Source organism: Pseudomonas extremorientalis (genome assembly GCF_001870465.1).
In the GTDB taxonomy this organism is placed as follows: Bacteria; Pseudomonadota; Gammaproteobacteria; order Pseudomonadales; family Pseudomonadaceae; genus Aquipseudomonas; species Aquipseudomonas extremorientalis.
Window position 1 is genome coordinate 47,266 of sequence record NZ_MDGK01000017.1, and the last position, 26,571, is coordinate 73,836.

The window sequence follows — 26,571 nt, forward strand, 5'->3', positions numbered from 1 at the left end:
GTTGGAATCTGAAACTTTTTATTCATGCATCAATGGGTAACCCCCGCCTGACCGACCAACGAAGCCCGCAGGCATGAGGCGCGGGGTTCATCGTGCATGCCGGTTTTATGCTAGTCTGCGGGCCCTTTTAGTTTTGGATGGCGCAGGAAACTGTGTCGCCCTACAGCGGAGCCTCTTCATGTCCGAAGTTAATCTGTCCACCGACGAAACCCGCGTCAGCTACGGTATCGGCCGTCAGTTGGGCGACCAACTGCGCGACAACCCGCCACCGGGCGTAAGCCTGGATGCAATCCTCGCCGGCCTGACCGACGCTTTCGCCGGCAAGCCAAGCCGTGTTGACCAGGAGCAAATGGCTGCCAGCTTCAAGGTGATCCGCGAAATCATGCAGGCCGAAGCCGCTGCCAAGGCTGAAGCTGCGGCGGGTGCCGGCCTGGCGTTCCTGGCTGAAAACGCCAAGCGTGATGGCATCACTACCCTGGCTTCCGGTCTGCAATTCGAAGTGCTGACCGCCGGTGATGGCGCCAAGCCGACCCGTGAAGACCAAGTGCGTACTCACTACCACGGCACCCTGATCGACGGCACTGTGTTCGACAGTTCCTACGAGCGCGGCCAGCCTGCAGAATTCCCGGTGGGCGGCGTGATCGCCGGCTGGACCGAAGCCCTGCAACTGATGAATGCCGGCAGCAAATGGCGTCTATACGTGCCGAGCGAACTGGCTTACGGCGCTCAAGGCGTTGGCAGCATCCCGCCGCACAGCGTTCTGGTGTTCGACGTCGAGCTGCTCGACGTTCTGTAAGGCCTGCTGATTACCTGTGGGAGCGAGCCTGCTCGTCCCCACAGTGTTTTGCGGTTGTGCTCATGGATGGAACTTGCCATTGAGCTCCGTGGCCGGGCGCAACGCTCGGGCATAGCAGAACAGAAACAGATTGCGCACCACCTCCTTCAACACCCCAGGTTCACTGGAACTCAGGCCATTGACGTCCAGGTCGCCCTGATCCTGCAGTTCACTCAACGCTTCTTCTTCCAGTACCGCACAGACTTCACCGGTTTCCCGATGCAGGATCCGCAGGTAAGGGTGTGGACGGTCCAGCCAGGCATCTATCAAATAAGTCATGGGTCGCATCTCCTTGATGGGGTTTCAATGAGAATAATTCTTATTCGTAGAATAGCAAGTGCCTATTGGCGATTTCCGGGTTTTTCTGTGTGGATATTGCGAGAGGTCAACGCAGAGGGCGAAACGCCATCCCGCGGCGGGCGCGGGATGGATGCAGCGTGTTCAGACTTTACGCACGAACTCGGACTTGAGCTTCATCGGGCCGATGCCGTCGATCTTGCAGTCGATATCGTGGTCGCCGTCACACAGGCGGATGTTCTTGACCTTGGTACCGACCTTGACTACCAGGGAGGTGCCCTTGACCTTGAGGTCCTTGATCACGGTGATGGTGTCGCCGTCCTGCAGGACGTTGCCTACAGAATCTTTCTTCACGGTTTCATCGCCGGTCGCTTCGGCCTCGCCAGTGGCGGACCACTCATGGGCGCATTCCGGGCAGATCAGCTGGGCGCCATCTTCGTAGGTGTATTCGGAATTGCATTTCGGGCAGGGTGGCAACGTGCTCACTAAAGCTCCTTGAAAGTCAGGATGGCTAAAAGTCGCACATTATATAGGGATTTGTGGTCTTACAGGTTGTATGAAATCTAAATGTGGGAGGAGCGCCTCCCACATGGGCCCGCGTCAATGGGTACGGGCGACCGCAAACTCACTCAGTTCAACCAGGGCATCCCGGTATTCGCTGGCTGGCAGGGCTTCCAGGCACTGGATGGCTCGGGCCACGAAATCACGCGCCAGCTGCGCGGTGTAGTCCAGGGAACCCGATGCTTCGACAGCGGCGCGGATGGCTTCCAGATCTTCGATCCCGCCTTTCTGGATCGCCTTGCGCACCAGGGCGGCCTGTTCCGGCGTGCCTTCGCGCATGGTGTAGATCAGTGGCAGGGTCGGCTTGCCCTCGGCCAGGTCATCACCGACGTTCTTGCCCAGGGTTTCGGCGTCGCCACGGTAGTCGAGCAGGTCGTCCACCAATTGGAACGCCACGCCCAGGTGATCGCCAAAGGTGCGCAGCGCTTCGGCCTGTTCGGCGGTGGCGTTGCACAAGGCTGCGGCGCTGTGGGTGGAGGCTTCGAAGAGCATCGCGGTCTTGCCGCGAATCACTTCCATGTAGGTTTCTTCGGTGGTGCTGGCGTCGCGGACCTTCGACAGTTGCAATACTTCGCCTTCGGCGATGATGCGTGTGGCCTGTGAAAGAATCTTCATCACCGGCATCGAGCCGAGTTCAACCATCATTTCGAACGAGCGCGAGTACAGGAAGTCGCCCACCAATACGCTGGGGGCGTTGCCCCACATGGCATTGGCGGTCTCACGGCCACGGCGCATGCCGGACATGTCGACCACGTCGTCATGCAGCAGGGTGGCGGTGTGCAGGAACTCGATGGTGGCTGCCAGCAGGCGCAGGTCATCGCCTTCACGGCCCAGGGCCTTGCCACACAGCAACACTAATAAAGGACGCAGGCGCTTACCGCCCGCCGACGTAATATAGTCGCCAATTTTGGAGACCAGCGGCACTTTAGAAGTCAGCTGCTTCTTGATGATGCCGTCGACGGCGCTAAAATCGTCCGCGACCGCGCGGTAGAAAGCTTGGGGTTGCATCAGCGACAGTCGCTCCAGAAGGGTTGCGCGGCATGCTAGGACCCAGGCCCCCGGGTGTCAAGGCGCGATGGACGGCCACTTGCAACACCCCTTTACCTTGCGTACAATCGCGCACCCTGAACTTCCTGGGCAGCACCTGCCTTACGCAATTGCATTCGGGACGTCCATCCCATGCAGCCATGCCAGCCAATACCTCTTCTTATAAAGCGCTGGGTGAGCAGGATTATCGGAGAAATACCATGTCGTACGCAGTAATTGTTACTGGTGGCAAGCAATACAAAGTCGCCCCAGGTGAATACCTGAAGATCGAAAAACTGGAAGTCGCTACCGGCGAATCCGTTACTTTTGATCGCGTTCTGTTGGTCGCCAATGGCGATGACGTGAACATCGGCGCTCCAGTTGTTGCTGGCGCTACCGTTGTGGCTGAAGTGATCTCCCAAGGTCGTCACGATAAAGTCCGCATCATCAAGTTCCGTCGTCGTAAGCACCACATGAAGCGTATGGGCCACCGCCAGTGGTACACCGAGATCAAAATCACCGGTATTCAGGCTTAATTTCAGCCTAATTCCTCACTAGGAGAATTGACTCATGGCACACAAAAAAGCTGGTGGTAGTACCCGTAACGGTCGCGACTCAGAAGCCAAACGCCTTGGCGTTAAGATGTATGGCGGCCAGAAAATCATTCCGGGCAACATCATCGTGCGTCAGCGCGGCACCCAATTCCACGCCGGTTACGGTGTAGGCATGGGTAAAGATCACACCCTCTTCGCGAAAATCGAAGGCGTGATCAAGTTTGAAGTAAAAGGCGCGTTCAACCGCCGTTACGTGAGCGTTGTCGCAGCTTAATTGCGAGATCGCTGGAAAAGCCCTGTCTTGCGACGGGGCTTTTTCGTTTGTGGGGTGAGTCTCTTGCAAAGCTGTTTGTAATGGGCTCAAGCGCTGGTTTTGCGGTCGCTGGTTGAGGTCGCTGCGCTCATTTTTGCAAGAGTCTTATGTCTTGGTTTCTTAAGCTCGTCCAAGCGGCGAGAGGCGTTTTGTTATGAAGTTCGTTGATGAAGTTTCCATCCGAGTAAAAGCAGGCGACGGCGGTAACGGTTGCATGAGTTTCCGTCGCGAAAAATTCATCGAAAATGGTGGCCCCAACGGCGGTGACGGCGGTGACGGCGGTTCCATCTACATGATGGCCGACGAAAACCTCAACACCCTGGTCGACTACCGTTACACCCGGCACTTCGATGCCGAGCGTGGCTCCAACGGCGGCAGCACCGACTGCACCGGTAAAAAAGGCGAAGACCTGGTACTGCGCGTACCGGTCGGCACCACGATCATCGACTCTGCGACCCAGGAAGTGATTGGCGACCTGACCAAGGCTGGCCAGAAGCTGATGGTAGTGCAGGGCGGCTGGCACGGTCTGGGTAACACCCGATTCAAGTCCAGTACCAACCGTGCACCGCGCCAGACCACGCCAGGCAAGCCGGGCGAGCAGCGTGACCTCAAGCTGGAAATGAAGGTGCTCGCCGACGTGGGCCTGCTGGGCCTGCCGAACGCCGGTAAAAGTACCTTCATCCGTTCGGTCTCGGCCGCCAAGCCGAAAGTCGCCGACTACCCGTTCACCACTCTGGTGCCGAACCTGGGCGTGGTCAGCGTCGACCGTTGGAAAAGCTTCGTGATCGCCGACATTCCCGGTCTGATCGAAGGTGCCTCCGATGGCGCAGGCCTGGGCATCCGCTTCCTCAAGCACTTGTCGCGTACCCGTTTGCTGTTGCACCTCGTGGACATGGCGCCGCTGGATGACACCAGTGCACCGGACGCCGCCGAAGTGATCGTCAGCGAACTGACCAAGTTCAGCCCGTCCCTGGCCGAGCGTGATCGTTGGCTGGTGCTGAACAAGTGCGACCAGATCCTCGAAGAAGAGCACGAAGAGCGCGTCAAGGAAATCGTCGATCGCCTGGAGTGGGAAGGCCCGGTCTACGTGATCTCGGCCATTGCCAAAGAAGGCACCGAGCGCCTGACTCGCGACATCATGCGTTATCTTGAAGACCGTGCCGACCGCCTGGCGGCCGACCCGGTATTCAAGGCAGAGCTGGCCGAACTCGACCAGCGCATCGAAGACGAGGCACGTGCTCAACTGCAGGCTCTGGACGACCAGCGCGCCCTGCGCCGCAGCGGCGTGAAGTCGGTCCATGACATCGGCGACGACGATTGGGACGAAGAAGACGTGGATGATGAAGACGGTCCTGAAATCATTTACGTGCGCGACTGAGTCGTTGCGATAAACTTGAACGCCGCTCCTTATAGAGCGGCGTTTTAGTATCCGGGTTTAACGTTATGGGCCGCGCTGGGTCGCGCAGCCCTCAATCTAAGGTTGAAGATGATGCGGAGCAAAGTGACAGGTGCGCAGCGCTGGGTCGTAAAGATCGGCAGTGCGTTGCTGACGGCGGATGGCAAGGGGCTGGATCGCGCGGCCATGAGCGTCTGGGTCGAGCAGATGGTGGCCTTGCATGAGGCCGGCGTAGAGTTGGTGCTGGTGTCGTCCGGGGCGGTTGCCGCCGGGATGAGTCGCCTCGGCTGGACCGCGCGACCCAGCGCGATGCACGAACTGCAAGCCGCCGCCGCCATCGGCCAGATGGGCCTGGTGCAAGCCTGGGAATCCAGCTTTGCCGAGCACGGTCGCCATACGGCGCAGATCCTGCTGACCCACGACGACCTGTCCGACCGCAAGCGCTACCTCAATGCCCGCAGCACCCTGCGCGCGCTGGTGGAGCTCAAGGTCATCCCGGTGATCAACGAGAACGACACGGTGGTCACCGACGAAATCCGCTTCGGCGACAACGACACCCTGGCCGCCCTGGTGGCCAACCTGGTGGAAGCCGACCTGTTGGTGATCCTCACCGACCGCGACGGCATGTTCGACGCCGACCCGCGTAACAACCCTGACGCCCAGTTGATCTACGAAGCCCGTGCCGATGACCCGGCGCTGGACGCCGTGGCCGGCAGCGTTGGCGGCGCCCTGGGCCGCGGCGGCATGCAGACCAAGCTGCGGGCTGCACGCCTGGCGGCACGTTCCGGTGCGCACACCATCATCGTCGGTGGGCGCATCGAACGTGTGCTGGATCGCCTCAAGGCCGGTGAGCGCATCGGGACGCTGCTGTCGCCGGAACGCGGCATGCTCGCGGCGCGCAAACAGTGGCTGGCCGGTCATCTGCAAACCCGTGGCACCCTGGTGCTGGACGATGGCGCCGTGTCGGCGCTGTCCCAAGGCAACAAGAGCCTGCTGCCGGTGGGCGTCAAGTTGGTGCAGGGCAGCTTCCGCCGTGGCGAGATGGTGGTGTGCGTGGCGCCGGACGGTCGCGAGATCGCCCGGGGCCTGGCCAACTACAGCGCGCTGGAAGCCCAGAAAATTATTGGACAATCCTCCGATGCGATTGTCGGACTCTTGGGTTACATGGCCGAACCGGAACTGGTTCACCGCGATAACCTGATCCTGGTCTAACCAAAGGAATACACCATGCGTGTCATGAAGGGATTGCTCGGCCTGCTGCTGGCCATGCCGTTGCTGGCCTCGGCCGAGGAAATCGGCCAAGTGTCGACGGTGTTCAAGTTTGTCGGGCCCAACGACCGGATCGTCGTCGAAGCCTTTGACGACCCCAAGGTCGACGGTGTGACTTGCTACCTGTCCCGTGCCAAGACCGGCGGCGTGAAAGGCGGCCTGGGCCTGGCCGAAGATCGCGCCGAAGCCTCGATTGCCTGCCGCCAGGTAGGGCCGATCCGCTTCAAGGGCGAACTCAAGGACGGCGACGAAGTGTTCAAGGAGCGCACCTCGCTGGTGTTCAAGACCATGCAGGTGGTGCGCTTCCTCGACAAGAAGCGCAACACTCTGGTGTACCTGGTCTACAGCGACCGCCTGATCGAAGGCAGCCCGCAGAACGCCGTGACGGCGATTCCGATTTTGCCCTGGCCGACCGCTCAGTAACCTGCAGGCGAGTTTTGCAATCGGCGTCTATGATTGCAGGCTTGCGGGCTGTAATCTCGAAGTGCCGCAATGTGAAGAACATGGGATATCTGGAGTTCGTCATGAGTGCTTTCCACGACCTGAAACTCAAAGCTTTGGACGGACAAGAGCTGCCGCTGGCGCCCTTCAAGGGGCAAGTGGTGCTGGTGGTCAACGTGGCCTCCAAATGTGGCTTGACCCCGCAATATGCGGCACTGGAAAACCTCTACCAGCAATACAAGGACCAGGGGTTTACCGTGCTTGGCCTGCCGTGCAATCAATTTGCTGGCCAGGAGCCAGGGACAGAAGAAGAGATCCAGGAGTTCTGCAGCCTGAACTACGGGGTGACCTTCCCGTTGGGCAGCAAACTTGAGGTCAACGGTCCTGACCGTCACCAGTTGTACCGCCTGCTGGCGGGCGAGGGCGCTGAGTTTCCTGGGGATATCACCTGGAACTTCGAAAAATTCCTGCTGGGCAAGGATGGGCGAGTGCTCGCGCGCTTCTCCCCACGCACTGCACCGGATGACCCGACAATTGTCCAGGCCATCGAAAAAGCCCTCAGCTAAGCGCTGCAGTTGTAATGAGCGGGCTTGTCCCGCGCTGGGCTGCGAAGCAGCCCCGACCGGCCATCACTTTTACCCCTTAATCACCCAGATCAATAGTGCTACCCAGCATGTCGCACTCCCCATATTATCCACATCATAAATACCGTCTTCCGTGGAGTGCCCCCATGCCTGTCCAAGCCTTGTTCAAACCGTTCCAGCTCGGCGCATTGCGACTGTCGACCCGCGTCGTCATGGCGCCGATGACCCGCTCGTTCTCGCCGGGTGGCGTGCCCAACTCCAAAGTGATTGAGTACTACCGCCGCCGCGCCGCTGCCGGTGTGGGGCTGATCATCACCGAAGGCACCGTGGTCGGCCACCAGGCCTCCAACGGTTACCCCAATGTCCCGCACTTCTACGGTGAAGCCGCCCTGGCCGGCTGGAAGAAAGTGGTCGACGCGGTACACGCCGAAGGCGGCAAGATCGTCCCGCAACTGTGGCATGTAGGCAGCGTGCGCCGTATCGGCACTGAACCTGACGCCAGCGTACCGGCCTACGGCCCGATGGAGAAGCTCAAGGATGGCAACGTGGTCGTGCATGGCATGACCCAGCAAGACATCAAGGACGTGATCAACGCCTTCGCCCAAGCCGCCAAGGATGCCCAGAGCATCGGCATGGACGGCGTTGAGATCCACGGTGCCCACGGCTATCTGGTCGATCAGTTCTTCTGGGAAGGCAGCAACCAGCGCACCGACGAATACGGTGGCAGCCTGGCCAACCGCTCGCGCTTTGCCATCGAGCTAATCCAGGCTACCCGTGCTGCCGTCGGCCCGGAATTTCCGATCATCTTCCGTTTCTCCCAATGGAAGCAGCAGGACTACACCGCGCGTCTGGTGCAAACTCCCGAGGCGCTGGGCGAGTTTCTCAAGCCGTTGTCTGATGCGGGCGTAGACATTTTCCACTGCTCCACTCGGCGTTTCTGGGAGCCGGAATTCGAAGGGTCCGACCTCAACCTGGCCGGCTGGACCCGCCAGCTCACCGGCAAGCCGACCATCACCGTGGGCAGCGTGGGCCTGGATGGTGAGTTCCTTCAGTTCATGGTCAACACCGACAAAGTCGCGCAACCGGCCAGCCTGGAGAAGCTGCTGGAGCGCTTGAACAACGACGAGTTTGACCTGGTCGCCGTGGGCCGTGCCCTGTTGGTGGACCCGGATTGGGCGTTGAAGGTGCGCGAAGGTCGCGAGGGCGACATCCTGCCGTTCAGTCGTGAGGCGTTGATGACGCTGGTGTGAGTGGCTGGGCTCCCTGTGATTACACAGGGAGCTTTATGCCGTCGGGCGTTAGTACTGCGGCCCCTTGTACAGTTCTTTTGTGTGATCGGTTTTGTTCAGGTCTTTATGCCCCGGTTGGCCGTAGACAGGAGGTTCTGCCCGAGATTTATCCATCCATTGTTGCTGGCGCGCCCATTCGGCGTTTGGCATGTTGACGCCATTACGTACACCCATTCCGTAAGCTGACATGTACCTTACCTCCATTATTGAAAGCCCTGCTCAGATAGCAGGTATCAATAATTGGTATGCAGCATTAAGCAGTTCCTGATTTAAATATCAGGAAAGACATATTGATTCATCGCACATAAGGCTGTGTAGGAAGCGCAAGACTTTCATCACATGCACCGCGTAACTGATGCTCAAACTGCTCGATAATCGCCGGCCAGCCCTGGCGGCTCGCATGCTGGCGTGCATTCAGACGCATGCGGCGCAGGCTTTCAGCGTCCTCCAGCAGCCAATTGGCGGCCTCGCAAAACGCGTTCTCGTCTCCGGGCATCGCCAGCACGCCGTTGTAGCCGTGGCGGATATGCTGGCTTGCAGCGGCCTGGTCATAAGCCACCACCCCCAATCCTGATGCCATGGCTTCCAACACCACGTTGCCGAAGGTTTCGGTGAGGCTGGGGAAGAGGAACACATCGCCCGATGCGTAATGCCGCGCCAGTTCCTCTCCGCGCAAGGTGCCGCAGAAAATCGCCTCCGGCAATTCCTTCTCCAGCGTCGCCCGCTGCGGGCCATCACCCACGATGATGAGTTTCATCTGGCGCAGTGGATAGGTGTCCTGCAAGGTCTCAAAGCAGCGCTTGAGCAACCCCAGGTTTTTCTCCTGCGCCAGTCTGCCCACATAGAGCACGGCGGTTTGCTCACTGTTCAACGCCCAACTTTCCCGCAGCGCATTGTCGCGTTTGGCGGGATGGAACAGTTGGCTGTCCACTCCGCGCGACAACATCCCCAGACGCTCGAAATGCCGGCGCTCCAGCTCCAGGCGCTGGCTGGCGCTGGGTACCAGGGTCAGCGTCGAACGGTTGTGGAACCAGCGCAGATAGTGCGTGACCATCCGGCTCAGCATGCTTAAGCCGTACTGGTTCGAGTACTGCTGGAAGTTGGTGTGAAAGCCGCTGACCACACTGATCCCCAGGCGCCGGGCCGCACGCAGGGCAGACAAGCCCAGGGGCCCTTCCGTGGCGATGTAGAGCACGTCCGGACGCTGACGGGTCCAGCGCCGCAGCAACTTGTGCATCGACGACTGCCCCCACTGCAGGCCAGGATATCCCGGCAGCGGCCAGCCACGGCATAGCAATAACGCGTCGTCGCTGGGACGGCTCTGGTCGACGCCCTGGCGCGGTCGCACCAGTTCGACTTGATGGCCACGCGCCCGCAAACCCTCGCACAGGCGACCAAGGGTATTGGCCACCCCGTTGATCTCTGGCGGGAAGGTTTCGGTGATGAGGGTGATGTGAAGCGAAGCTGTCGTCATGACCCACAGTGTCTCTGTGGGCCATGTCGTCATTGTGTCATCGAGATGATGGATTTATGACTGGGTCACTTTTTGCTGCGCCGCCATCGCCTCGGCCCCTTGTTCGCGTACCCAGAACAGCGTCGCCCCGGCTACTGCCGCCGGCATCATCAGCAGGTTGACCACCGGCACCAGCAGCACCAGGTAGACGATGCCGCCGAAGCTCATGCTCTGCCAGCGCTTCTGGCGCAGCCAGGCGAGCATTTCGTTCCAGCCCAGCTTGTGGTTGTCGGCCGGGTAGTCGATGTACTGGATCGCCATCATCCACACGCCAAACAGCAACCACAGCGGTGCGGCGACCAGATTGACCACCGGAATAAACGACAGGATAAACAGGCCGATGGCCCGTGGCAGGAAGTAGCCCAGCTTGCGCATCTCCCGGGCGAGGGTGCGCGGTACCATCGCGATCAGCTCGCCCCAACTGAAGGCTGGGAAGTCATCGGTGCCGCGCACCACCACTTCCACCTTCTCCGAGAGAAAGCCGTTGAAGGGGGCGGCGATGATGTTGGCGAGCATGGTGAAGGTGAAAAACACCATCAACACCACCAGCACCACGAACAATGGCCAGAGCAGGTAGTTCAGGAAGCCCAGCCAGCTCGGCAGCGTCGGCATCAGGTGGTCGACCCACAGGCTGAACTGATGACCGGCAAAATAGATCAAGCCGACGAACAGCACCAGGTTGATCGCCAGTGGCAGCAGCACAAACAGGCGCAGGCCTGGGCTCAACACCAGTTTGAGGCCTTCGCGCAGGTATTGCGGGCCGGAAAGAGCAGGGGCGGGCATGGAGAACTCCGAGCAAAAGGGCGAACGCGCCGACCTTACCGGCTTTACATCGCAGGCGAAAGCCGCGACATCAGCCGTAACAAACCTGTCGATCAGTCGGGCCAACTACATAGTGACCGTCTATGAGCTGGATTGTTATTCCGTATTTCCTTAATCTTGCCCCCCTCGATACGCTGCACCCATTATTTTTCAGGGCCTGCGAGTTCAAGCCTTCCCCAAGTGCTTCGTGGTCCCTTTTTTATTCCAGCCGCCTTGTAGTCCGGGCGGTCGACAGGAGTGAGTCATGTCTGATACCCGTCATTCGCGAGTGATTATTCTCGGTTCCGGCCCTGCCGGTTACAGCGCCGCTGTCTACGCTGCCCGGGCCAACCTCAAGCCGCTGCTGATCACCGGCATGCAGGCGGGCGGTCAATTGACCACCACCACCGAAGTCGACAACTGGCCGGGCGACGTCCACGGCCTGACCGGCCCGGTGCTGATGGAGCGCATGAAAGAACACGCCGAACGCTTTGAAACCGAGATCGTGTTTGATCACATCAACAAGGTCGACTTTTCCAAGAAGCCTTACAGCCTGACCGGCGACAGCGGCGTATACACCTGTGACGCACTGATCATCGCTACTGGCGCCAGCGCTCGTTACCTGGGCCTGCCGTCGGAAGAAGCGTTCATGGGCAAGGGCGTTTCCGCCTGCGCGACCTGCGACGGTTTCTTCTACCGCAACAAACCGGTCGCCGTGGTCGGTGGTGGCAACACCGCCGTGGAAGAGGCGCTGTACCTGGCCAACATCGCCAGCACCGTGACCCTGGTCCACCGCCGCGAGACCTTCCGCGCCGAGAAGATCCTGATCGACAAGCTGCATGCCCGTGTCGCCGAAGGCAAGATCATCCTCAAGCTCAACGCCACCCTGGACGAAGTCCTGGGAGACAACATGGGCGTGACCGGTGCCCGCCTGAAGAACAACGATGGCAGCTTCGACGAGCTGAAAGTCGACGGCGTGTTCATCGCCATCGGCCACACCCCGAACACCTCGCTGTTCGAAGGTAAGCTGGAAGCCAAAGACGGCTACCTGGTGGTGCAGGGCGGCCGTGAAGGCAATGCCACCGCGACCAACATTGAAGGTATTTTCGCCGCCGGTGACGTGGCCGACCACGTCTACCGCCAGGCCATCACCTCGGCCGGCGCCGGTTGCATGGCGGCACTGGATGCCGAGCGTTACCTCGACGGCCTGCAGAACGCTTCGTTCTAACCAACGCCGCAAAACAACTGTGGGAGGGGGCAAGCCCCTCCCACATTTTGTTTCAGGTCTGGCTCAGGATTTTCGAGTCAGAGGTTGGGCGGTGAACTTCACACCGGCCAAGCCGTTTGCGATCAATGCACGGATATTGCCGTGGTCACTGCCCTCAGGCGTCGCCACTACCGAACGGTAATGCTCACCAAACGCCAGCAGCGCTTCCTGCTCGCTCAGCCCTTCCAGCACTGCCAGGCCCAGCGTCTTGCACGACCCTTCGTTCTGCCCGGCGGCATTCTCTACCGCGCCATTGGTGAACGCCTGTGGCTGGTACTCATAACCGGCAGCGACAAACGCCAGGGTATCGGCAAAAACGTGTTCGCCGCTGTTGAGGCTGGCGCGCAGGGTATTCAAATCATTCATGGGGTTTTCCTTGGGCGAACGCCGCCTGTTGATCGGCGCTGGCTTCTTTCTGGTATTGGTTTTTCCACTCGGCGTACGGCATGCCGTAGACCACTTCACGGGCGTCATCCAGGCTCAGCTCGATCTGGCGCGCGTCGGCCTCGGCCTTGTACCACTTCGACAAGCAATTGCGGCAGAAACCGGCGAGGTTCATCAGGTCGATGTTCTGCACATCCTTGCGGCTGTCCAGATGCGCCACCAGCCGGCGGAAGGCGGCGGCTTCGAGTTCGAGGCGTTGTTGGTCGTTCATAAGGTTCACGCAAATCTCAGGGGTTAACGGCTGGCCGCCAGGGTAATCGAAACCGACTCGGCAAAACGCAACGCATGGGGCTTGTCCACTTCCACTTCGGCGTACAGCACCGACTCATTGCTCATCACCAGGTCCAGCAACTCCTGGGTCAGACGCTCCAGCAGGGCAAAACGATTGCCTTCGACATGGGCGATGATCGCCTTGGTGATGGTGCGGTAGTTCAGCGCGTGGTCGATGTCGTTGTCGCGCACGGCTTCCTGGGCGGCATACAGGATGGTCAGGTTGATCAACACATCCTGCTTGTTGAGGATTTCGTCCTCGTTGATGCCGATGAAGGTGCGCAGGCACAGGTCCTTGACCCGGATGCGCGCCATGCCTGGTTGAAGTTGTGGCATTGCTACTTGCTCCGTCCGATCAGTTGCAGGAACTCCATGCGCGTGGTGTTCGACTCGCGGAACGCGCCGAGCATCACCGAGGTGTTCATGGTTGAATTCTGTTTTTCCACACCGCGCATCATCATGCACATGTGCTTGGCTTCGATGACCACGGCCACGCCGGCGGCCTGGGTCACTTCCTGGATGGCGTCGGCGATTTGCCGCGTGAGGTTTTCCTGGATCTGCAGGCGGCGGGCGAACATGTCGACGATGCGCGCCAGCTTCGACAGGCCCAGCACCTTGCCGGTCGGGATATAGGCGACGTGGGCCTTGCCGATAAAGGGCAGCAGGTGGTGCTCGCACAGCGAGTACAACTCGATGTCCTTGAGGATCACCATCTCGTCATTGTCAGAGGCAAACAGCGCGCCGTTGACGATTTCTTCCAGGTTCTGCTCGTAGCCATGACACAGGTATTGCATGGCCTTGGCGGCACGCTTGGGGGTATCGAGCAGGCCTTCGCGCTCGGGGTCTTCGCCCAAGCCCTTGAGGATCTCGCGGTAATGGTGGGGCAGGGATAAGGTCATACAACATCCTCAAAAGCGGCTTACTTGATATGCCGCCCGCCGTTGACGGTCAGGGTGGTACCGGTGACATAAGGGTTATCCAGCAGGTAACGCACGCTCTGGTAGATCACCTCGGGCCCGGGCTCGATGCCCAGTGCGGACTTGGCCAGTACCTTGGCGCGGTAGGCGTCGTCGTCGCCGTCGTTGAACATCACCATCGCCGGGGCGATGCCGTTGACCTTGATCAACGGCGCCAATTGCGCGGCAAACGACAACGTCAGGCTGTCGAGCCCGGCCTTGGTGGCGCAATAGGCGATGTGCTGGCGGCTGCCCTTGCGCACCGCGTCGTCGCTGATGTGCACGATGTCGGCCGGTGTCGAGCGTTGCAGCAAGGGTGAACAATGCAGGTTGATCAGGTACGGCGCAAGCATGTGCACGCTGAACATGTCGGTAAACGCGCGACTTTCGTCGTCGGGGGATTCCGCTATCCAGGCCGAGGCGTTATGGATAATCGCACGCAGGCTCTGGGTATGGGTGTTCAGCTCAGCGATAAACGCCAGGATACCGGCCTCGCTGGAGAAGTCGGCAAACACTGCGATCGCCCCACGCTCGCGCAACGCCTGCACGCCGGGCCGTTCGCTGCGATAGCTGAAAATCACCGGGTGGCCGTCGTCAAGCAAACGCTGGGCGCAATGCAGGCCGACACGCTGGCCGGCGCCGGTGATCAGGATCGGGGCGTTCGTTGCAGTCATGGGAGGCTCGAGTCGCTGGCAGGTTGAAACTATACCAGCGACCGAGCACCCCTGTATTCACGCCGCGGCTTCGGTAGCCTTGCGCGGTGTAGGGGCAGGATGCAGCCAGTTTGCCAACAGGTGGGTCGACAGTGGGATGAACCAGTAGACCATCAGTGGCGTCAGCGCCATGGTACTGACCAGCACGCGCGGTGCCAGGTCCAGTTCGCTCAGCAGTGGGTTCAGGACAAAGTTGAACAACAGCGACACCGGGAAAAACGCCAGCCAGATCGCTACAGCCTGCTTCCAGCGAGGTGGGCGCGCGCCCACGGTGCCGAACCAGCCATCGATGCCACGTACGCGATGCTCCGACGGGTCGGCAAACAAGTCGCTGCCACGGCTCAGCCACGCACTGCGCGACGCGGAAAACTCCCAGGCATGCAGGGTCTTCTCATCGGCAAAGCGGAAAATGATCTGGAATTCATCATCGTTGGGCGGCGGTGCCAGGACGCCTGAGCCCAGGTAGCCGGGAAAGTCCGTGGCCAATTGCTCGCCTTCGCGCAGCCAGGCCATCAGTTCTTCATAGCGACCCTTGGCCACGCGACGTGCAACCATCAGGGTGACGGGAGAGGTAGACATTGTGTATCTCCAAATAGTGGGCGCTCGTGACCGGGTAGGTACGACACCAGGTGCAGCTGCGGGGTGATGCGGCTGCGCCTTGAAAAAGCAGGCAAGGATTATTCCTGTTTTGCTGAAATACGCCAGACACTTCTGTCGGTTCGCCCCGTGGCTTGAATCGTTCAACCGAATAAGCGTTAAATAGGATCCAAATCGACACGGATGTTCTTGACCTCTGATGCCCGAAACTATTGCTCCGCAGCGCGAAACGACCCTTGACCGCGTCGCTGTTTCCGATGATCTATTGCCCATTCGAGAAGTCGCTCGGCTGACGGGCGTCAACCCGGTCACCCTGCGTGCCTGGGAAAGACGCTACGGCCTCATCCAGCCGGTCCGCACCGAAAGTGGGCACCGGTTGTATTCGCGCACCGATATCGACACCGTGCACCGTATTCTCGACTGGATCGAACGTGGCGTCGCCGTGAGCAAAGTGGGTAGGCTGCTTGCGCGCGATGAGCGCATCGGCGAACCCGGCCTGGCTGGCGGGGACAGCGTGGAGCGGGCCCAATGGCACGGGCAACTGCGCAGTGCAATCAGCGCGTTCGATGATCGCCAGTTGGATCGGCTGTACGGGCAGATATTTTCCGCCTACCCGCTCGCCGTGGCGTTCCAGGATATTCTCATGCCGCTCTGGCAGGAGCTGTTGCGTCATCAAGGCCGCTTCGGCGAGGCCAGCGAATGGCTGTTCTTCGATAATTTCCTGCGTTCGCGCACGGCGCAACGTCTGCAGGTGATAGCCGCTTCGCCGCTGCCACGGGTGCTGCTGGCGGCCATAGCCGGAGAATGTCGCGAGCTGGAATTGTTGGTCGCAGGCCTGCTGCTGACGGGGGAGAAATTCGCCGTGAAGCTACTGGGAGTAGGCCAGCCACTCGATGAGTTGACCCTGGTCTGTGAAAAGACCCAACCGCAAGCGCTGGTGCTGTTTTCCAACCGCGCCCCCGGCAGCGAACTGCCACTGCGGCTCAAGCGCCTGGCGCTGACCCTGGATTGCCCGCTGCTGCTGGCCGGTGACGCCGCGGACTTCGCCCAGGAAAGCCTGCAAGGCTCGTCAATCGGCTGCCTGGGCAACGAAGCACGATTGATGCAGCGCCGTTTGCTGCAATTCCTGAGCGGTAGCCTGGATACCTGATGTTTCAGGCGTGCACTTCGGGATGGACCAGGCGGTGCTGGTGCAGGATGAACTGGCGCAGGCGCTCGGTTTCATCGACGTCGTCCTGGCTGAGCCGGTAAGCGAACAGGCCGCGTGCGGTTTCCCGTTCGAACGTTCCGCGCAGCGCAATGCGTTCATAGCCGGAAGGGCTGAACCACAGCGAAAAGGTTTTCGGCGGCTTGAGCCGGCCACGGATCTCCACCAGCACCCCTTTGAACGACACTTCATGCACCCACAACGCGCCCGTGCCGCCCTTGATATTCTCCAGGGCCACCGGCGTTTCGAGCGCCAGGCGCCACGGCCGGATCATCGGCCCATCCTCGAAAATACTCGGCACGCCCAGGCGCAGGTGCACGGCATGAAACTCATCTTCCACCAGGTGCAGCGGGAAGGTGAGTTGCTGATTGTCGAACTGTGCCTGGATGGTGACGTGATCGTGGGCCGCCAGGCGCGTGAGAAGATCGCGAATCTGCGCACCGCCGTTGACTGTCAGGCTCGATGACGCATCCCGCAGGTTCAATTGCGGGTTGTGCTGCATAGTCTGGATAAAATCCAGCTCGTCCTGGGTCAGGAGTGCATCACGTTGCATGGGCTTGCTCAACGAATGTGGGAAGGCATTAAAACGCCATTATCCTCTTAATGACCGTTATTTCTAATCTTTGTTAGATCCACTGGTCGCCTTGAGTGCCGCCAGTTCGGCCTTGAGTTCGGCCACTTGCGCCTCCAGTTGAGCCACGCGCTGCTGGGCTTTGACCTGGACGCTCACATCTTTTTGCACGCCGACGCAATAAGTCTGTTTATCCGCCGGGTTGTAGACCGTCGACAGCGACAGCTCATTCCAGAAATGCGTGCCGTTCTTGCGGTAGTTGCGCAGGACTTCACGGCAGTGGGTGCCCGCGGCGAGGGCTTCGCGAATGGCGATCAGGGCGGGTTGGTCGCGGTCACCGGATTGCAGGAAGCGGCAATCCTGGTAGAGGATTTCATCGCGGGTGTAGCCGGTCAGGCGCTCGAAGGCGGGATTGACGTAGATCAGTGGCAAGTCCTTGCCTTCCCGTTCAGCGATGACGATACCGTCATTCGAGGCGTCGATGACCATTTGCATCAAGTGAGCATTAATCATGCGGGGGATCCATCCATTTGGGTGTTGCAAGTCTAAGGCACCGCGCTCCATTTTCCACCCGGTATGGCGATTTTTGTAGCGGCGTTCAAGCTGTTAATATCCCACGCTTTCGCTCAACTACAGGATCAGATTGATGAAAGTCGCCATCCTTTCCGGCTCGGTCTACGGCACCGCTGAAGAAGTCGCTCGTCACGCTGCCGATATCCTCAATGCGGCCGGTTTAGAGGCCTGGCACAACCCTCGCGCCAGTCTGGCCGACGTGCAGGCGTTTGCGCCGGATGCATTTCTGGCGGTGACGTCCACCACCGGCATGGGCGAATTGCCCGACAATCTCCAACCCCTGTACTCGACGATTCGCGACCAACTGCCCGCCGCCTGGCGCGGGCTGCCCGGCGCGGTGATCGGCCTGGGCGACGCCAGCTATGGCGACACCTTCTGCGGCGGCGGCGAGCAGATGCGCGAGCTGTTTGGCGAACTGGGCGTGCGTGAAGTGCTGCCGATGCTGCGCCTGGATGCCAGCGAAAGTGTGACCCCGGAAGCCGACGCCGAGCCGTGGCTGGCTGAACTGGTCACTGCACTGCGCGCTTGACCGGAAATTCACGCAGCAACGCTAGCCAGGCCTGGGCGGCTTTCGACAGGTAGGCGCCCTCACGCCAGATAAAGGCAATGTCCCAGCGCAGGTAGTCGGGCGCCTTGAGCGTCAGGCGCACCACCCCGGGTCGCACCAGCCCACGCGCGACCACGCTGGGCAGCAGCACCACCCCCTGGCCGGCGGCGACCAATGCGGCGAGGAAGTCCGCTTGGCCGCTGCGACCGATTTCCTTCGGCGTAAAACCCAACTGTTCGCACGCCTGCAGCAGACGGTCGTTGAGCACGAAGCTGCGCTGGTACATCAGGAACGGCGTGTCGGCCAGTTCCTCCAGGCGTACCTGGGCGTTTTCCGCCAGGGGATGATCAATCGGCAACAGCGCGTCCAGGGGCTCATCGCAGAACGCTTGCCAGGCAAACGCCGGGTCGCTGGGTCTGAGGCTGCCCCCCACTTCCAGTTCACCGCTCAGGATGGCTTGCTCGATATTGCGACTGCCGCCCTCCAGCAATTGGATGGTCACGTTCGGGTAACGCCGGCGGTATTCGGCGAACAGTCCGGCAAACAACGTATCCCCGGCCAACAACGGCAGGCCCAGGCGCAGTTCGCCTCGGGTCAACTGGTGCATATCGTCCAACTCGCTGAGCAACTCGTTTTGCAGGCGCAGCATGGCTTCGGCGCGTTGCAGGACGACTCGGCCGGCGGCGGTCAGGCGGATCTGCGAGCCGATTCGGTCGAGCAGTGGCGTGCCCAGGCTCTGCTCCAATTGCGCAACCTGTTTGCTGACGGCGGACTGGCTGATATGCAGGGTTTTGCCGGCCTGGGTAAAGCCACCCCGGTGAACCACTTCGACGAAGCTGCGCAGCTGTTTGAATTCCATGTGCGAAATTCCAGTTTGGAATAGCTGGCAGTCTAACAATTCGCTGTGGGGATGGGGCATGCCTCTTTAAAATGAAGGCCTGCGAGGACCCAAAGCCCATGAAACGTTTCACCCGTCTGTTGATTGAACTGGTCGTGCTACTGGCCATTTACCTGTTCGGCTGCCAACTGGCGATGTGGTTGGCCTGGCCGATTCCCGGTGGTGTGGTGGGCCTGGGCCTGTTGTTGATGGCCTTCGCCAGCGGCCTGGTCAAACCGGCGGCCCTGCAATTGGGTGCCGGCGTGCTGATGGCTGAGATGCTGCTGTTCTTCATTCCGGCGCTGATGAGCCTGCTCGATTACGGCGGCCTGCTGCGCAATGAGGGATGGCGCATCCTGCTGGTCATCGGCTTGAGCACGTTGGCCGTGATGCTGGTGACCGCATTCACCGTGGAACTGGTGTGCCGCTGGAGGCTGCGCCATGAAGCTTGAACTGATGCCGGTGTTCTGGCTCGCCTTGACCTTGGGCACCTATATTTTCAGTCGCTGGATCTACCGTCGCACCGGGCGTTACCTGTTGTCGCCACTGATCCTGGTGCCCGTGCTGTTGCTGGCGGTGGCGGTGCCGATGAACACGGCCTACGCCGAATACTCTGCCGACACCCACTGGCTGATGCTGGTACTCGGCCCCGTCACCGTGGCGTTCGCCGTGCCGATCTGGCAACAGCGGCGGTTGCTGGCGCGTTACTGGTCGGCATTGTTGCTGGGGATGGTGGCCGGCAGCGTGGCGTCCATCGCCACCTCATTCGGCCTGGCCAAAGCGTTGGCCCTGGACAGCTCGGTGACGATGTCCCTGGTGCCACGCTCCATCACCACGCCTTTCGCCATGCCGGTGTCCTCTGACCTGGGTGGCGTGCCGGAATTGACGGCGGTGTTCGTAATGTTCACCGGCGTATTCGGTGCGATGCTCGGCGGCGTGCTGCTCAAGTGGTTGCCCCTGCGTACGCCGCTGGCGCGCGGTGCGCTGTTTGGCGTGGGCGCCCACGGTGCGGGCGTGAGCCGGGCCCATGAAGTGGGCGGCGAAGAGGGCTCGGTGGCAGGCCTGGTGATGGTCCTGACCGGCCTGCTCAACCTGTTTGCCGCGCCTTTATTGGCGGCACTTCTCTGACGTCGGTTGCGCGGATTTAAACTATTCTCAAAGCTGACCCGTACGGTCATCAAGCTGGCTGCCAAGGCAACTACGGCGGCCAGGGCGTCTGACTAGACTGGCCCATCACTCAAAAAATAATAAGAAAGTGCGCCAAGGAGGTCGTTGCCGTGAGCCTAGCCCCCGTTCCATCGCCACAGAATGTCAAAGATCAGGTCAGCGCCGCCGAATGGCAGACCCGCGTCGACCTGGCAGCCTGCTACCGCCTGGTGGCGATGCACGGCTGGGATGACCTGATCTTCACCCATATCTCGGCCAAGGTGCCGGGCACCGATGATTTCCTGATCAACCCCTACGGGCTGATGTTTCACGAGATCACCGCGTCGAGCCTGGTCAAGGTCGACCAGGCCGGCAACAAGCTGATGGACAGCCCCTACGAGATCAACCCGGCGGGCTACACCATCCACAGCGCCATCCATGAAGTGCGCCACGACGTGACGTGCGTCCTGCACACCCACACTGCCGCGGGTGTGGCGGTGTCGGCGCAGAAGCAGGGTGTCTTGCCGATCAGCCAGCAATCGATCTTCGTGCTGTCGAGCCTGGCTTCTCACGCCTACGAAGGCGTGGCGCTGAACCACGAAGAGAAGGCCCGGTTGCAGGCCGATCTTGGCCAAAATAGTTTCCTGATGCTGCACAACCACGGTCTGCTGACCTGCGGCAGCACCATCGCCGATACGTTTCTGATGATGTTTACCTTCCAGCGTGCCTGCGATATCCAGGTGTTGGCGCAAAGTGGCGGCGCGCAATTGATCCCCATCGGGCCACAGATCCTCGCCGGTGCCAAGGCGATGGTGGCAGCTGTCACAAAGAGTGCTCAAGGTATGGGGGGCGCGCTGGCGTGGCCGGCGTTGCTGCGTAAATTGGACAGCCTCGATCCTGGGTATAAAACCTGATGCCTCTCGCCGAGATCCCGCTGAGTGTCTGGCGCAAACGCAGCCAGACGTTCGACTTCAACGGCCGCACTATCCGCTACTGGGTGGCGGGGCAGGGTGAGCCGTTGCTGTTGATCCATGGCTTTCCCACTGCCAGTTGGGACTGGCATTACCTGTGGCAGCCCCTGGCCCAACGCAACCTGGTGATCGCCTGCGACATGCTCGGTTTCGGCGATTCGGCCAAACCCCTCGACCACGGTTATTGCCTGCTGGAACAGGCGGATCTGCAACAGGCGTTGCTCGAGCACCTGCGCGTGGACCAGCCGGTGCACGTGCTCGCCCACGACTACGGCGACAGCGTCGCGCAGGAACTGCTGGCCCGGCACTACGAAGGTCGCTTTCACATGGCCAGCTGTGTGTTTCTCAACGGCGGGTTGTTTCCGGAAACCCACCGTCCGGCGCTGGTGCAAAAGCTGCTGCTCAGCCCGCTGGGCTGGATGATCGGTCGTGCCTTTGGGCGCAATGCCCTGGCGGACAGTTTCAACCAGATCTTCGGGCCCGACACTCGCCCCAGCGAGAGTGCCCTGGATGATTTCTGGAGCCTGATCGACTCTCATGAAGGCACGCGCATCCTGCACAAACTCATTGCCTACGTCCCCCAGCGACGGCGTCTGCGCGATCGCTGGGTCTATGCGATGCAACAGGCTGAAGTGCCGCTGCGGGTGATCGATGGCGAAATCGACCCGATCTCTGGCGCCCACATGGTGGCACGTTACCGCGAGCTGGTGCCCCACGCCGACACAGTGCTGCTGGCCAATATCGGCCATTACCCGCAGATCGAGGCGCCGGTGCAGGTGCTCAAGCATTACCTGGCGTTTCGTGAGCGGATCGGGCGACCGACTTCGCGAATCGCCTATTCCTGAGCTGACGACTATCCCTGCGCCTTATCGAGCACCATTCAGCCCTGGCCGGCTTTATTGTGACCTGCGCCCCCGTGCCTGACACTCGACCCATTCCCATCGTCGCCATTGGAGTTCGGTATGAGTGAGTCAGTGCAGTTCCAGGATAAGGTCGTGATCGTCACCGGCGCCGGCGGCGGATTGGGCCGGGCCCATGCGCTGCTGTTCGCCAGACACGGTGCCAAAGTATTGGTCAACGATCTCGGCGGTTCCACCCAAGGTGAGGGCGCCAATGCGTCGGCGGCCGATCGGGTGGTGGCCGAGATTCGCGAAGCGGGCGGTATCGCCGAGGCCAACCACGACTCTGTCACCGACGGTGACAAGATCGTGCAGAACGCTCTCGATGCGTTCGGGCGTATCGATGTGGTGGTCAACAACGCCGGGATCCTGCGCGACAAGACGTTCCACAAAATGGAGGACAGCGACTGGGACCTGGTTTATCGGGTGCATGTCGAAGGCGCCTACAAAGTCACCCGCGCTGCCTGGCCCCATCTGCGTGAGCAAGGGTATGGCCGGGTGATCTTCACCGCGTCCACCTCGGGTATCTACGGCAACTTCGGCCAGTCCAACTACGGCATGGCCAAGCTCGGCCTGTATGGGCTGACCCGCACCCTGGCGCTGGAAGGGCGCAAGAACAACATCCTGGTCAACGCCATCGCCCCCACCGGCGGCACCCGCATGACCGAAGGCCTGATCCCGCCGCAAGTGTTCGAGCGCCTCAAGCCGGAGTTGGTCAGCCCGCTGGTGGTGTACCTGGGCAGCGAGGCATGCCAGGAAACCTCGGGGTTGTTTGAAGTGGGCGGCGGTTGGATCGGCAAGACCCGCTGGGAACGCAGCCTGGGCGTAGGCTTTGATCCGGAGGCGGGGTTTTCCCCCGAAGACGTGGCTGCGCACTGGCAGCAGATCTGTGACTTCGAAGGCGCCGTTCACCCCAAGGACAACATCGAGGCGTTGAAGGAAATGATGGCCAACTTGCAGAAATACAGCCTGTGATCGTTGCTTGAAAAAGCTTTAATGCTGCGGGGCGCTGATGGCGCCCCGTTTTATTCAGGGCAAAAAAAAGCCGCTGCAAACGCAGCGGCTGAAGTCAGACGTTGGATCAAGGAGCGACAAATCAACGTCAGTGAACACCGGTAACAGATTGAAAGCAGGCCTCAATCCATTTGAATCTGGCTTTTCTTCCGGTCGGGGAAGCGGGCCGTCTGCCCTGAAAGCCCGGTAAGAATAGTCGTTTGTAACAGGATGAGTAATGCCGCTTCGTGACAAGGACTGTTACCAAAACAGCAATAGTTGGGCTGCGCGTCATCCATTCTCCTGATAACCCCTTATCCACCCGCTGCATGCCCGCGCCCATACCCCGGCCAGAGCGCCTTGTCATCCTTTCGAGCGACAACACGAATCCCTCCTTGGTGCGCTTATCGCTCCTGAGACGCGGCAGTAGGGTGGGGCCTTCTGTCACTCACCGGGGAAGACGCATGACAAGAACAACAATGCGCGCCATCTTCAGGCCACAGGCGCTGGCCGCTGCGGTTGCGTTGGGGTGCTGTGCCCAGGCACAGGCTGTTTCGTTCAACATTGGCGAGATCGAAGGGCAATTCGATTCTTCGCTGTCGGTGGGCGCGAGTTGGGGCATGCGCGACGCCGACAAGAAGCTGGTGGGCACCGTCAACGGCGGTACTGGCCAGGCGTCTACCGGCGATGACGGACGCCTGAACTTCAAGAAAGGCGAGACCTTTTCCAAGATCTTCAAGGGTATTCACGACCTGGAGCTCAAGTACGGTGACAGCGGCGTCTTCGTGCGCGGCAAGTATTGGTACGACTTCGAGTTGCAGGACGAGGACCGCGAGTTCAAACAGATCAGCAATCACCATCGTGACGAGGGCGCGCGTTCTTCGGGCTATGAATTGCTCGATGCCTTCGTTTATCACAACTACTCCATCGGCGATCAACCGGGCAACGTGCGCCTCGGCAAGCAAGTGGTCAGCTGGGGTGAGAGCACCTTTATCGGTAACTCTATCAACAGCATCAACCCCATCGACGTTTCGGCTTTCCGCCGCCCTGGTGCAGAGATCAAGGAAGGGCTGATCCCGGTGAACATGTTGTTCGCCTCCCAAAGCCTGACCAACCAACTGACAGTGGAAGGCTTCTACCAGCTCAACTGGGAAAACACCGTGCTGGATAACTGCGGCACCTTCTTTGGTGGGGATGTGGCGGCCCATGGCTGTAATGACAACTACACCGTGGGCAACCCGGCGATTGCGCCGTTGCAGCCCGTCGCCGCCGCGTTCGGGCAAGGCTTTCAAGTGACCCGTGAAGGGGTGATCGTGCAGCGTGCACAGGATCGTGACGCCCGTGACAGTGGCCAATTCGGTACGGCGTTGCGTTGGTTGGGGGATGACACCGAATACGGTCTGTACTTCATGAACTACCACAGCCGCACACCGACCGTGGGCACCATCACCAACAATACGAGCCTGGCCCGGCTCGGTGCGATCGCCGGTGCAGCCAATGGCATCGCGCCCGGCTCCGGCGCAGGCCTGGTCCAGAGCCTGATGCTCGGTCGTGGCCAGTACTACCTGGACTACCCGGAAGATATCCGCCTGTTCGGTGCGAGCTTCTCCACCACCTTGCCCACCGGCACGGCGTGGACCGGCGAGATCAGCTACCGCCCCAATGCCCCGGTGCAACTCAACACCACCGACCTGACCCTGGCCCTGATCAACCCGGTCGCCGGGCAACTGGCCTCGCCGATCCGCAGCAACTTCGGTGACGACAACAAAGGCTACCGGCGCAAGGAAATCACTCAGATCCAAAGCACCATGACCCAGTTCTTCGACCAGGTGCTGGGCGCCGAGCGCCTGACCCTGGTGGGCGAAGCGGCCTACGTGCACGTCGGCGGGCTGGAAGACAAATCCAAGCTGCGTTATGGCCGTGACTCGGTGTACGGCGCCTATGGCTTCCAGGGTGACACCGACGGTTTTGTCACGGCCAACTCCTGGGGTTACCGCGCCCGGGCGATCCTTGACTACAACAACGCCATTGCCGGGGTGAACCTCAAGCCCAACCTGTCCTGGTCCCATGACGTGGCGGGCTACGGCCCCAACGGCTTGTTCAACAAAGGCGCCAAGGCCATCAGCGTCGGCGTGGATGCGGATTACCGCAGCACCTACACCGCCAGCCTCAGCTACACCGACTTCTTCGGCGGCGACTACAACACCCTCACCGACCGCGACTTCATCGCCCTCAGCTTCGGCGCGAACTTCTGATCTGGCTTAAGGAAGGACAAGACTCTATGCGTAAGATAATTGCGGTAATGGCCCTCAGCCTGTTGGCGGCCCACGTCATGGCGGCGGTGTCGCCGGAAGAGGCGGCCAAGCTCGGCACCACCCTGACCCCGGTGGGTGCCGAAAAAGCCGGCAATGCCGATGGCTCGATCCCGGCCTGGACCGGCGGCATCCCGAAAAACGCCGGCGCAGTGGACAGCAAGGGCTTCCTGGCCGATCCGTTCGCCAGTGAAAAACCGTTGTTCGTGATCACCGCAGCCACCGTCGACAAATACAAGGACAAACTTTCCGACGGCCAGGTGGCGATGTTCAAGCGCTACCCCGAGACCTACAAGATCCCGGTGTACCCGACTCACCGCACGGTCAACCTGCCGCCGGAGATCTACGAGTCGATCAAGCGCAGCGCGTTGAACGTCAAGCCGATCAACGACGGCAATGGCCTCGAAGGGTTCACCGGCAACCGCTACTACGCGTTCCCGATTCCGAAGAACGGCGTGGAGGTGTTGTGGAACCACATCACCCGTTACCACGGCGGCAACCTGCGCCGCATCATCACCCAGGCCACCCCGCAGACCAACGGCAGCTACACGCCGATCCGCTTCGAGGAAGAGGTGGCGGTGCCGCAACTGATCCCCGACATGGACCCGGCGAAGGCGGCCAACGTACTGACCTTCTTCAAGCAGTCGGTGACGGCGCCGGCGCGCCTGGCGGGCAACGTACTGCTGGTGCATGAAACCCTCGACCAGGTGAAGGAACCACGCCTGGCGTGGATCTACAACGCCGGCCAGCGTCGCGTGCGCCGGGCGCCGCAAGTGGCGTACGACGGGCCGGGCACCGCCTCCGACGGCCTGCGCACCTCGGACAACTTCGACATGTTCTCCGGCGCGCCGGACCGCTACGACTGGAAGCTGGTGGGCAAGAAGGAGATGTACATCCCCTACAACAGCTACAAGCTGGACCAGCCGACGCTCAAGTACGATGACATTATCAAGGCCGGCCACATCAACCAGGACCTGACCCGTTATGAGCTGCACCGCGTGTGGGAAGTGGTCGGCACGGTCAAGCCGAGTGAGCGGCACATCTACGCCAAGCGCCACATGTACATCGACGAAGACAGCTGGCAGGTGGCGCTGGTGGATCACTACGACGGCCGTGGCCAACTGTGGCGGGTCGCCGAAGGCCATGCGCAGTTCTACTACGACCACCAGACCCCGGCCTACACCGTGGAAACCCTGTACGACATCATCGCCGGGCGCTACATCGCGCTGGGCATGAAGAACGAGGAGAAGAGCAGCTTCGTGTTCGGGTTCAATGCCAAGGCGGCGGATTACACCCCGGCTGCGCTGAGGGCAGAAGGCGTTCGCTGATCCCGATGTGAAATCAAAATG

At 60.7% G+C, this 26,571-nt stretch carries 33 protein-coding genes; 18 read left to right on the forward strand and 15 right to left on the reverse strand.

The features are described from left to right. Positions 1-178: 178 nt before the first annotated feature. Entirely contained in the window at positions 179-796 is a 618-nt protein-coding gene (gene bamJ / locus BFN10_RS07640; protein WP_003176055.1) for a BamJ family beta-barrel-assembly machinery protein, read from the forward strand. Positions 797-856: 60 nt separating this feature from the next. On the opposite strand, the gene BFN10_RS07645 is transcribed toward bamJ, so the two are convergent. From BFN10_RS07645 to BFN10_RS07655, 3 genes are all read right to left on the reverse strand, one after another. Beyond that, the gene (locus BFN10_RS07645) at positions 857-1,114 is read right to left on the reverse strand and encodes a PA4570 family protein (protein WP_056858344.1); all 258 of its coding nucleotides are present in this window, start codon (positions 1,112-1,114) and stop codon (positions 857-859) included. A 162-nt stretch (positions 1,115-1,276) separates the two neighbouring features. Then, the gene (locus tag BFN10_RS07650) at positions 1,277-1,618 is read right to left on the reverse strand and encodes a zinc ribbon domain-containing protein YjdM (RefSeq protein WP_071489176.1); all 342 of its coding nucleotides are present in this window, start codon (positions 1,616-1,618) and stop codon (positions 1,277-1,279) included. Positions 1,619-1,732: 114 nt separating this feature from the next. Continuing rightward, positions 1,733-2,701, reverse strand: coding sequence for a polyprenyl synthetase family protein (locus tag BFN10_RS07655; RefSeq protein ID WP_058425717.1), 969 nt, complete (start codon positions 2,699-2,701; stop codon positions 1,733-1,735). A 239-nt stretch (positions 2,702-2,940) separates the two neighbouring features. On the opposite strand from BFN10_RS07655, the gene rplU reads away from it, so the two are divergent. The 7 genes from rplU to BFN10_RS07690 all read left to right on the forward strand — a co-directional run bounded on the left by rplU (position 2,941) and on the right by BFN10_RS07690 (position 8,526). Further along, entirely contained in the window at positions 2,941-3,255 is a 315-nt protein-coding gene (gene rplU / locus BFN10_RS07660) for a 50S ribosomal protein L21 (protein WP_007950961.1), read from the forward strand. Positions 3,256-3,289: 34 nt separating this feature from the next. Beyond that, positions 3,290-3,547, forward strand: a complete 258-nt coding sequence (gene rpmA, locus BFN10_RS07665; RefSeq protein ID WP_003176049.1) for a 50S ribosomal protein L27 — start codon at positions 3,290-3,292, stop codon at positions 3,545-3,547. 193 nt (positions 3,548-3,740) lie between these two features. Continuing rightward, the gene (gene cgtA, locus BFN10_RS07670) at positions 3,741-4,964 is read left to right on the forward strand and encodes an Obg family GTPase CgtA (protein ID WP_010206489.1); all 1,224 of its coding nucleotides are present in this window, start codon (positions 3,741-3,743) and stop codon (positions 4,962-4,964) included. A gap of 111 nt (positions 4,965-5,075) precedes the next feature. Next, on the forward strand, positions 5,076-6,194 hold the full coding sequence (gene proB, locus BFN10_RS07675) for a glutamate 5-kinase (RefSeq protein ID WP_003176047.1): 1,119 nt from the start codon (positions 5,076-5,078) through the stop codon (positions 6,192-6,194). A gap of 15 nt (positions 6,195-6,209) precedes the next feature. Next, positions 6,210-6,674, forward strand: a complete 465-nt coding sequence (locus tag BFN10_RS07680) for a CreA family protein (RefSeq protein WP_015885841.1) — start codon at positions 6,210-6,212, stop codon at positions 6,672-6,674. A gap of 101 nt (positions 6,675-6,775) precedes the next feature. Further along, the gene (locus tag BFN10_RS07685) at positions 6,776-7,258 is read left to right on the forward strand and encodes a glutathione peroxidase (protein WP_071489177.1); all 483 of its coding nucleotides are present in this window, start codon (positions 6,776-6,778) and stop codon (positions 7,256-7,258) included. Between the two features lie 164 nt (positions 7,259-7,422). Continuing rightward, positions 7,423-8,526, forward strand: coding sequence for an NADH:flavin oxidoreductase (locus BFN10_RS07690; protein WP_071489178.1), 1,104 nt, complete (start codon positions 7,423-7,425; stop codon positions 8,524-8,526). Between the two features lie 48 nt (positions 8,527-8,574). Here BFN10_RS07690 and BFN10_RS07695 read toward each other — a convergent pair whose 3' ends face one another. The 3 genes from BFN10_RS07695 to cysZ all read right to left on the reverse strand — a co-directional run bounded on the left by BFN10_RS07695 (position 8,575) and on the right by cysZ (position 10,861). Beyond that, positions 8,575-8,754, reverse strand: a complete 180-nt coding sequence (locus BFN10_RS07695; RefSeq protein WP_071489179.1) for a hypothetical protein — start codon at positions 8,752-8,754, stop codon at positions 8,575-8,577. A gap of 106 nt (positions 8,755-8,860) precedes the next feature. Beyond that, positions 8,861-10,039, reverse strand: coding sequence for a glycosyltransferase family 4 protein (locus BFN10_RS07700; protein ID WP_071489180.1), 1,179 nt, complete (start codon positions 10,037-10,039; stop codon positions 8,861-8,863). A gap of 54 nt (positions 10,040-10,093) precedes the next feature. After that, complete coding sequence (cysZ, locus tag BFN10_RS07705; RefSeq protein WP_071489181.1) at positions 10,094-10,861, reverse strand: sulfate transporter CysZ; 768 nt, start codon at positions 10,859-10,861, stop codon at positions 10,094-10,096. Positions 10,862-11,144: 283 nt separating this feature from the next. Between cysZ and trxB the strand changes: the two genes are divergently transcribed. After that, positions 11,145-12,107, forward strand: a complete 963-nt coding sequence (trxB, locus tag BFN10_RS07710) for a thioredoxin-disulfide reductase (protein ID WP_071489182.1) — start codon at positions 11,145-11,147, stop codon at positions 12,105-12,107. 63 nt (positions 12,108-12,170) lie between these two features. Here the strand turns inward: trxB and BFN10_RS07715 are convergent, their stop codons facing one another. Genes BFN10_RS07715 through BFN10_RS07740 form a run of 6 tightly spaced genes read right to left on the reverse strand, consistent with a single transcriptional unit; the run spans position 12,171 to position 15,108 of the window. After that, positions 12,171-12,512, reverse strand: coding sequence for a HopJ type III effector protein (locus BFN10_RS07715; protein WP_071489183.1), 342 nt, complete (start codon positions 12,510-12,512; stop codon positions 12,171-12,173). Continuing rightward, the gene (locus tag BFN10_RS07720; RefSeq protein ID WP_071489184.1) at positions 12,505-12,801 is read right to left on the reverse strand and encodes a DUF1244 domain-containing protein; all 297 of its coding nucleotides are present in this window, start codon (positions 12,799-12,801) and stop codon (positions 12,505-12,507) included. The genes BFN10_RS07715 and BFN10_RS07720 overlap by 8 nt, the downstream gene beginning before the upstream one ends. A gap of 23 nt (positions 12,802-12,824) precedes the next feature. After that, positions 12,825-13,196 carry a dihydroneopterin triphosphate 2'-epimerase gene (folX, locus tag BFN10_RS07725; protein ID WP_003194073.1) on the reverse strand — a complete coding sequence of 124 codons (372 nt, stop codon included), beginning with the start codon at positions 13,194-13,196 and terminating at the stop codon, positions 12,825-12,827. A 2-nt stretch (positions 13,197-13,198) separates the two neighbouring features. Continuing rightward, positions 13,199-13,759: a GTP cyclohydrolase I FolE gene (gene folE, locus BFN10_RS07730; protein WP_024077360.1), complete on the reverse strand. Its 561-nt coding sequence runs from the start codon at positions 13,757-13,759 to the stop codon at positions 13,199-13,201. Positions 13,760-13,779: 20 nt separating this feature from the next. Then, positions 13,780-14,490: a dihydromonapterin reductase gene (gene folM / locus BFN10_RS07735; RefSeq protein ID WP_071489185.1), complete on the reverse strand. Its 711-nt coding sequence runs from the start codon at positions 14,488-14,490 to the stop codon at positions 13,780-13,782. A gap of 57 nt (positions 14,491-14,547) precedes the next feature. Further along, positions 14,548-15,108: an antibiotic biosynthesis monooxygenase gene (locus tag BFN10_RS07740; RefSeq protein ID WP_071489186.1), complete on the reverse strand. Its 561-nt coding sequence runs from the start codon at positions 15,106-15,108 to the stop codon at positions 14,548-14,550. Between the two features lie 217 nt (positions 15,109-15,325). Between BFN10_RS07740 and BFN10_RS07745 the strand changes: the two genes are divergently transcribed. Beyond that, positions 15,326-16,276 (forward strand): MerR family transcriptional regulator, encoded by a 951-nt coding sequence (locus tag BFN10_RS07745; RefSeq protein ID WP_071489187.1) that lies wholly within the window; start codon positions 15,326-15,328, stop codon positions 16,274-16,276. A 4-nt stretch (positions 16,277-16,280) separates the two neighbouring features. Here BFN10_RS07745 and BFN10_RS07750 read toward each other — a convergent pair whose 3' ends face one another. Both BFN10_RS07750 and BFN10_RS07755 read right to left on the reverse strand, forming a co-directional pair. Further along, positions 16,281-16,886, reverse strand: a complete 606-nt coding sequence (locus tag BFN10_RS07750) for a hypothetical protein (protein WP_071489188.1) — start codon at positions 16,884-16,886, stop codon at positions 16,281-16,283. 63 nt (positions 16,887-16,949) lie between these two features. Continuing rightward, complete coding sequence (locus BFN10_RS07755) at positions 16,950-17,417, reverse strand: PAS domain-containing protein (protein WP_071489189.1); 468 nt, start codon at positions 17,415-17,417, stop codon at positions 16,950-16,952. A gap of 133 nt (positions 17,418-17,550) precedes the next feature. Between BFN10_RS07755 and BFN10_RS07760 the strand changes: the two genes are divergently transcribed. Next, complete coding sequence (locus BFN10_RS07760) at positions 17,551-18,006, forward strand: flavodoxin (protein WP_071489190.1); 456 nt, start codon at positions 17,551-17,553, stop codon at positions 18,004-18,006. On the opposite strand, the gene BFN10_RS07765 is transcribed toward BFN10_RS07760, so the two are convergent. Further along, the gene (locus BFN10_RS07765) at positions 17,987-18,883 is read right to left on the reverse strand and encodes a LysR family transcriptional regulator (protein WP_071489191.1); all 897 of its coding nucleotides are present in this window, start codon (positions 18,881-18,883) and stop codon (positions 17,987-17,989) included. The two genes, BFN10_RS07760 and BFN10_RS07765, sit on opposite strands and share 20 nt — an antisense overlap. Positions 18,884-18,981: 98 nt before the next feature. Between BFN10_RS07765 and BFN10_RS07770 the strand changes: the two genes are divergently transcribed. The 7 genes from BFN10_RS07770 to BFN10_RS07800 all read left to right on the forward strand — a co-directional run bounded on the left by BFN10_RS07770 (position 18,982) and on the right by BFN10_RS07800 (position 26,550). Next, on the forward strand, positions 18,982-19,353 hold the full coding sequence (locus tag BFN10_RS07770) for a CidA/LrgA family protein (RefSeq protein ID WP_071489192.1): 372 nt from the start codon (positions 18,982-18,984) through the stop codon (positions 19,351-19,353). Then, on the forward strand, positions 19,343-20,029 hold the full coding sequence (locus BFN10_RS07775) for an LrgB family protein (protein ID WP_071489193.1): 687 nt from the start codon (positions 19,343-19,345) through the stop codon (positions 20,027-20,029). The genes BFN10_RS07770 and BFN10_RS07775 overlap by 11 nt, the downstream gene beginning before the upstream one ends. 149 nt (positions 20,030-20,178) lie before the next feature. Further along, positions 20,179-20,961 carry a class II aldolase/adducin family protein gene (locus tag BFN10_RS07780; RefSeq protein ID WP_071489194.1) on the forward strand — a complete coding sequence of 261 codons (783 nt, stop codon included), beginning with the start codon at positions 20,179-20,181 and terminating at the stop codon, positions 20,959-20,961. Then, positions 20,961-21,863 carry an alpha/beta fold hydrolase gene (locus BFN10_RS07785; RefSeq protein ID WP_071489195.1) on the forward strand — a complete coding sequence of 301 codons (903 nt, stop codon included), beginning with the start codon at positions 20,961-20,963 and terminating at the stop codon, positions 21,861-21,863. The genes BFN10_RS07780 and BFN10_RS07785 overlap by 1 nt, the downstream gene beginning before the upstream one ends. Positions 21,864-21,980: 117 nt before the next feature. Beyond that, entirely contained in the window at positions 21,981-22,892 is a 912-nt protein-coding gene (locus BFN10_RS07790) for an SDR family oxidoreductase (protein WP_071489196.1), read from the forward strand. Between the two features lie 482 nt (positions 22,893-23,374). Then, the gene (locus tag BFN10_RS07795; RefSeq protein WP_058426769.1) at positions 23,375-25,165 is read left to right on the forward strand and encodes a DUF1302 domain-containing protein; all 1,791 of its coding nucleotides are present in this window, start codon (positions 23,375-23,377) and stop codon (positions 25,163-25,165) included. 26 nt (positions 25,166-25,191) lie between these two features. Next, complete coding sequence (locus BFN10_RS07800) at positions 25,192-26,550, forward strand: DUF1329 domain-containing protein (RefSeq protein ID WP_071489197.1); 1,359 nt, start codon at positions 25,192-25,194, stop codon at positions 26,548-26,550. The last annotated feature ends 21 nt before the right edge of the window (positions 26,551-26,571 follow it).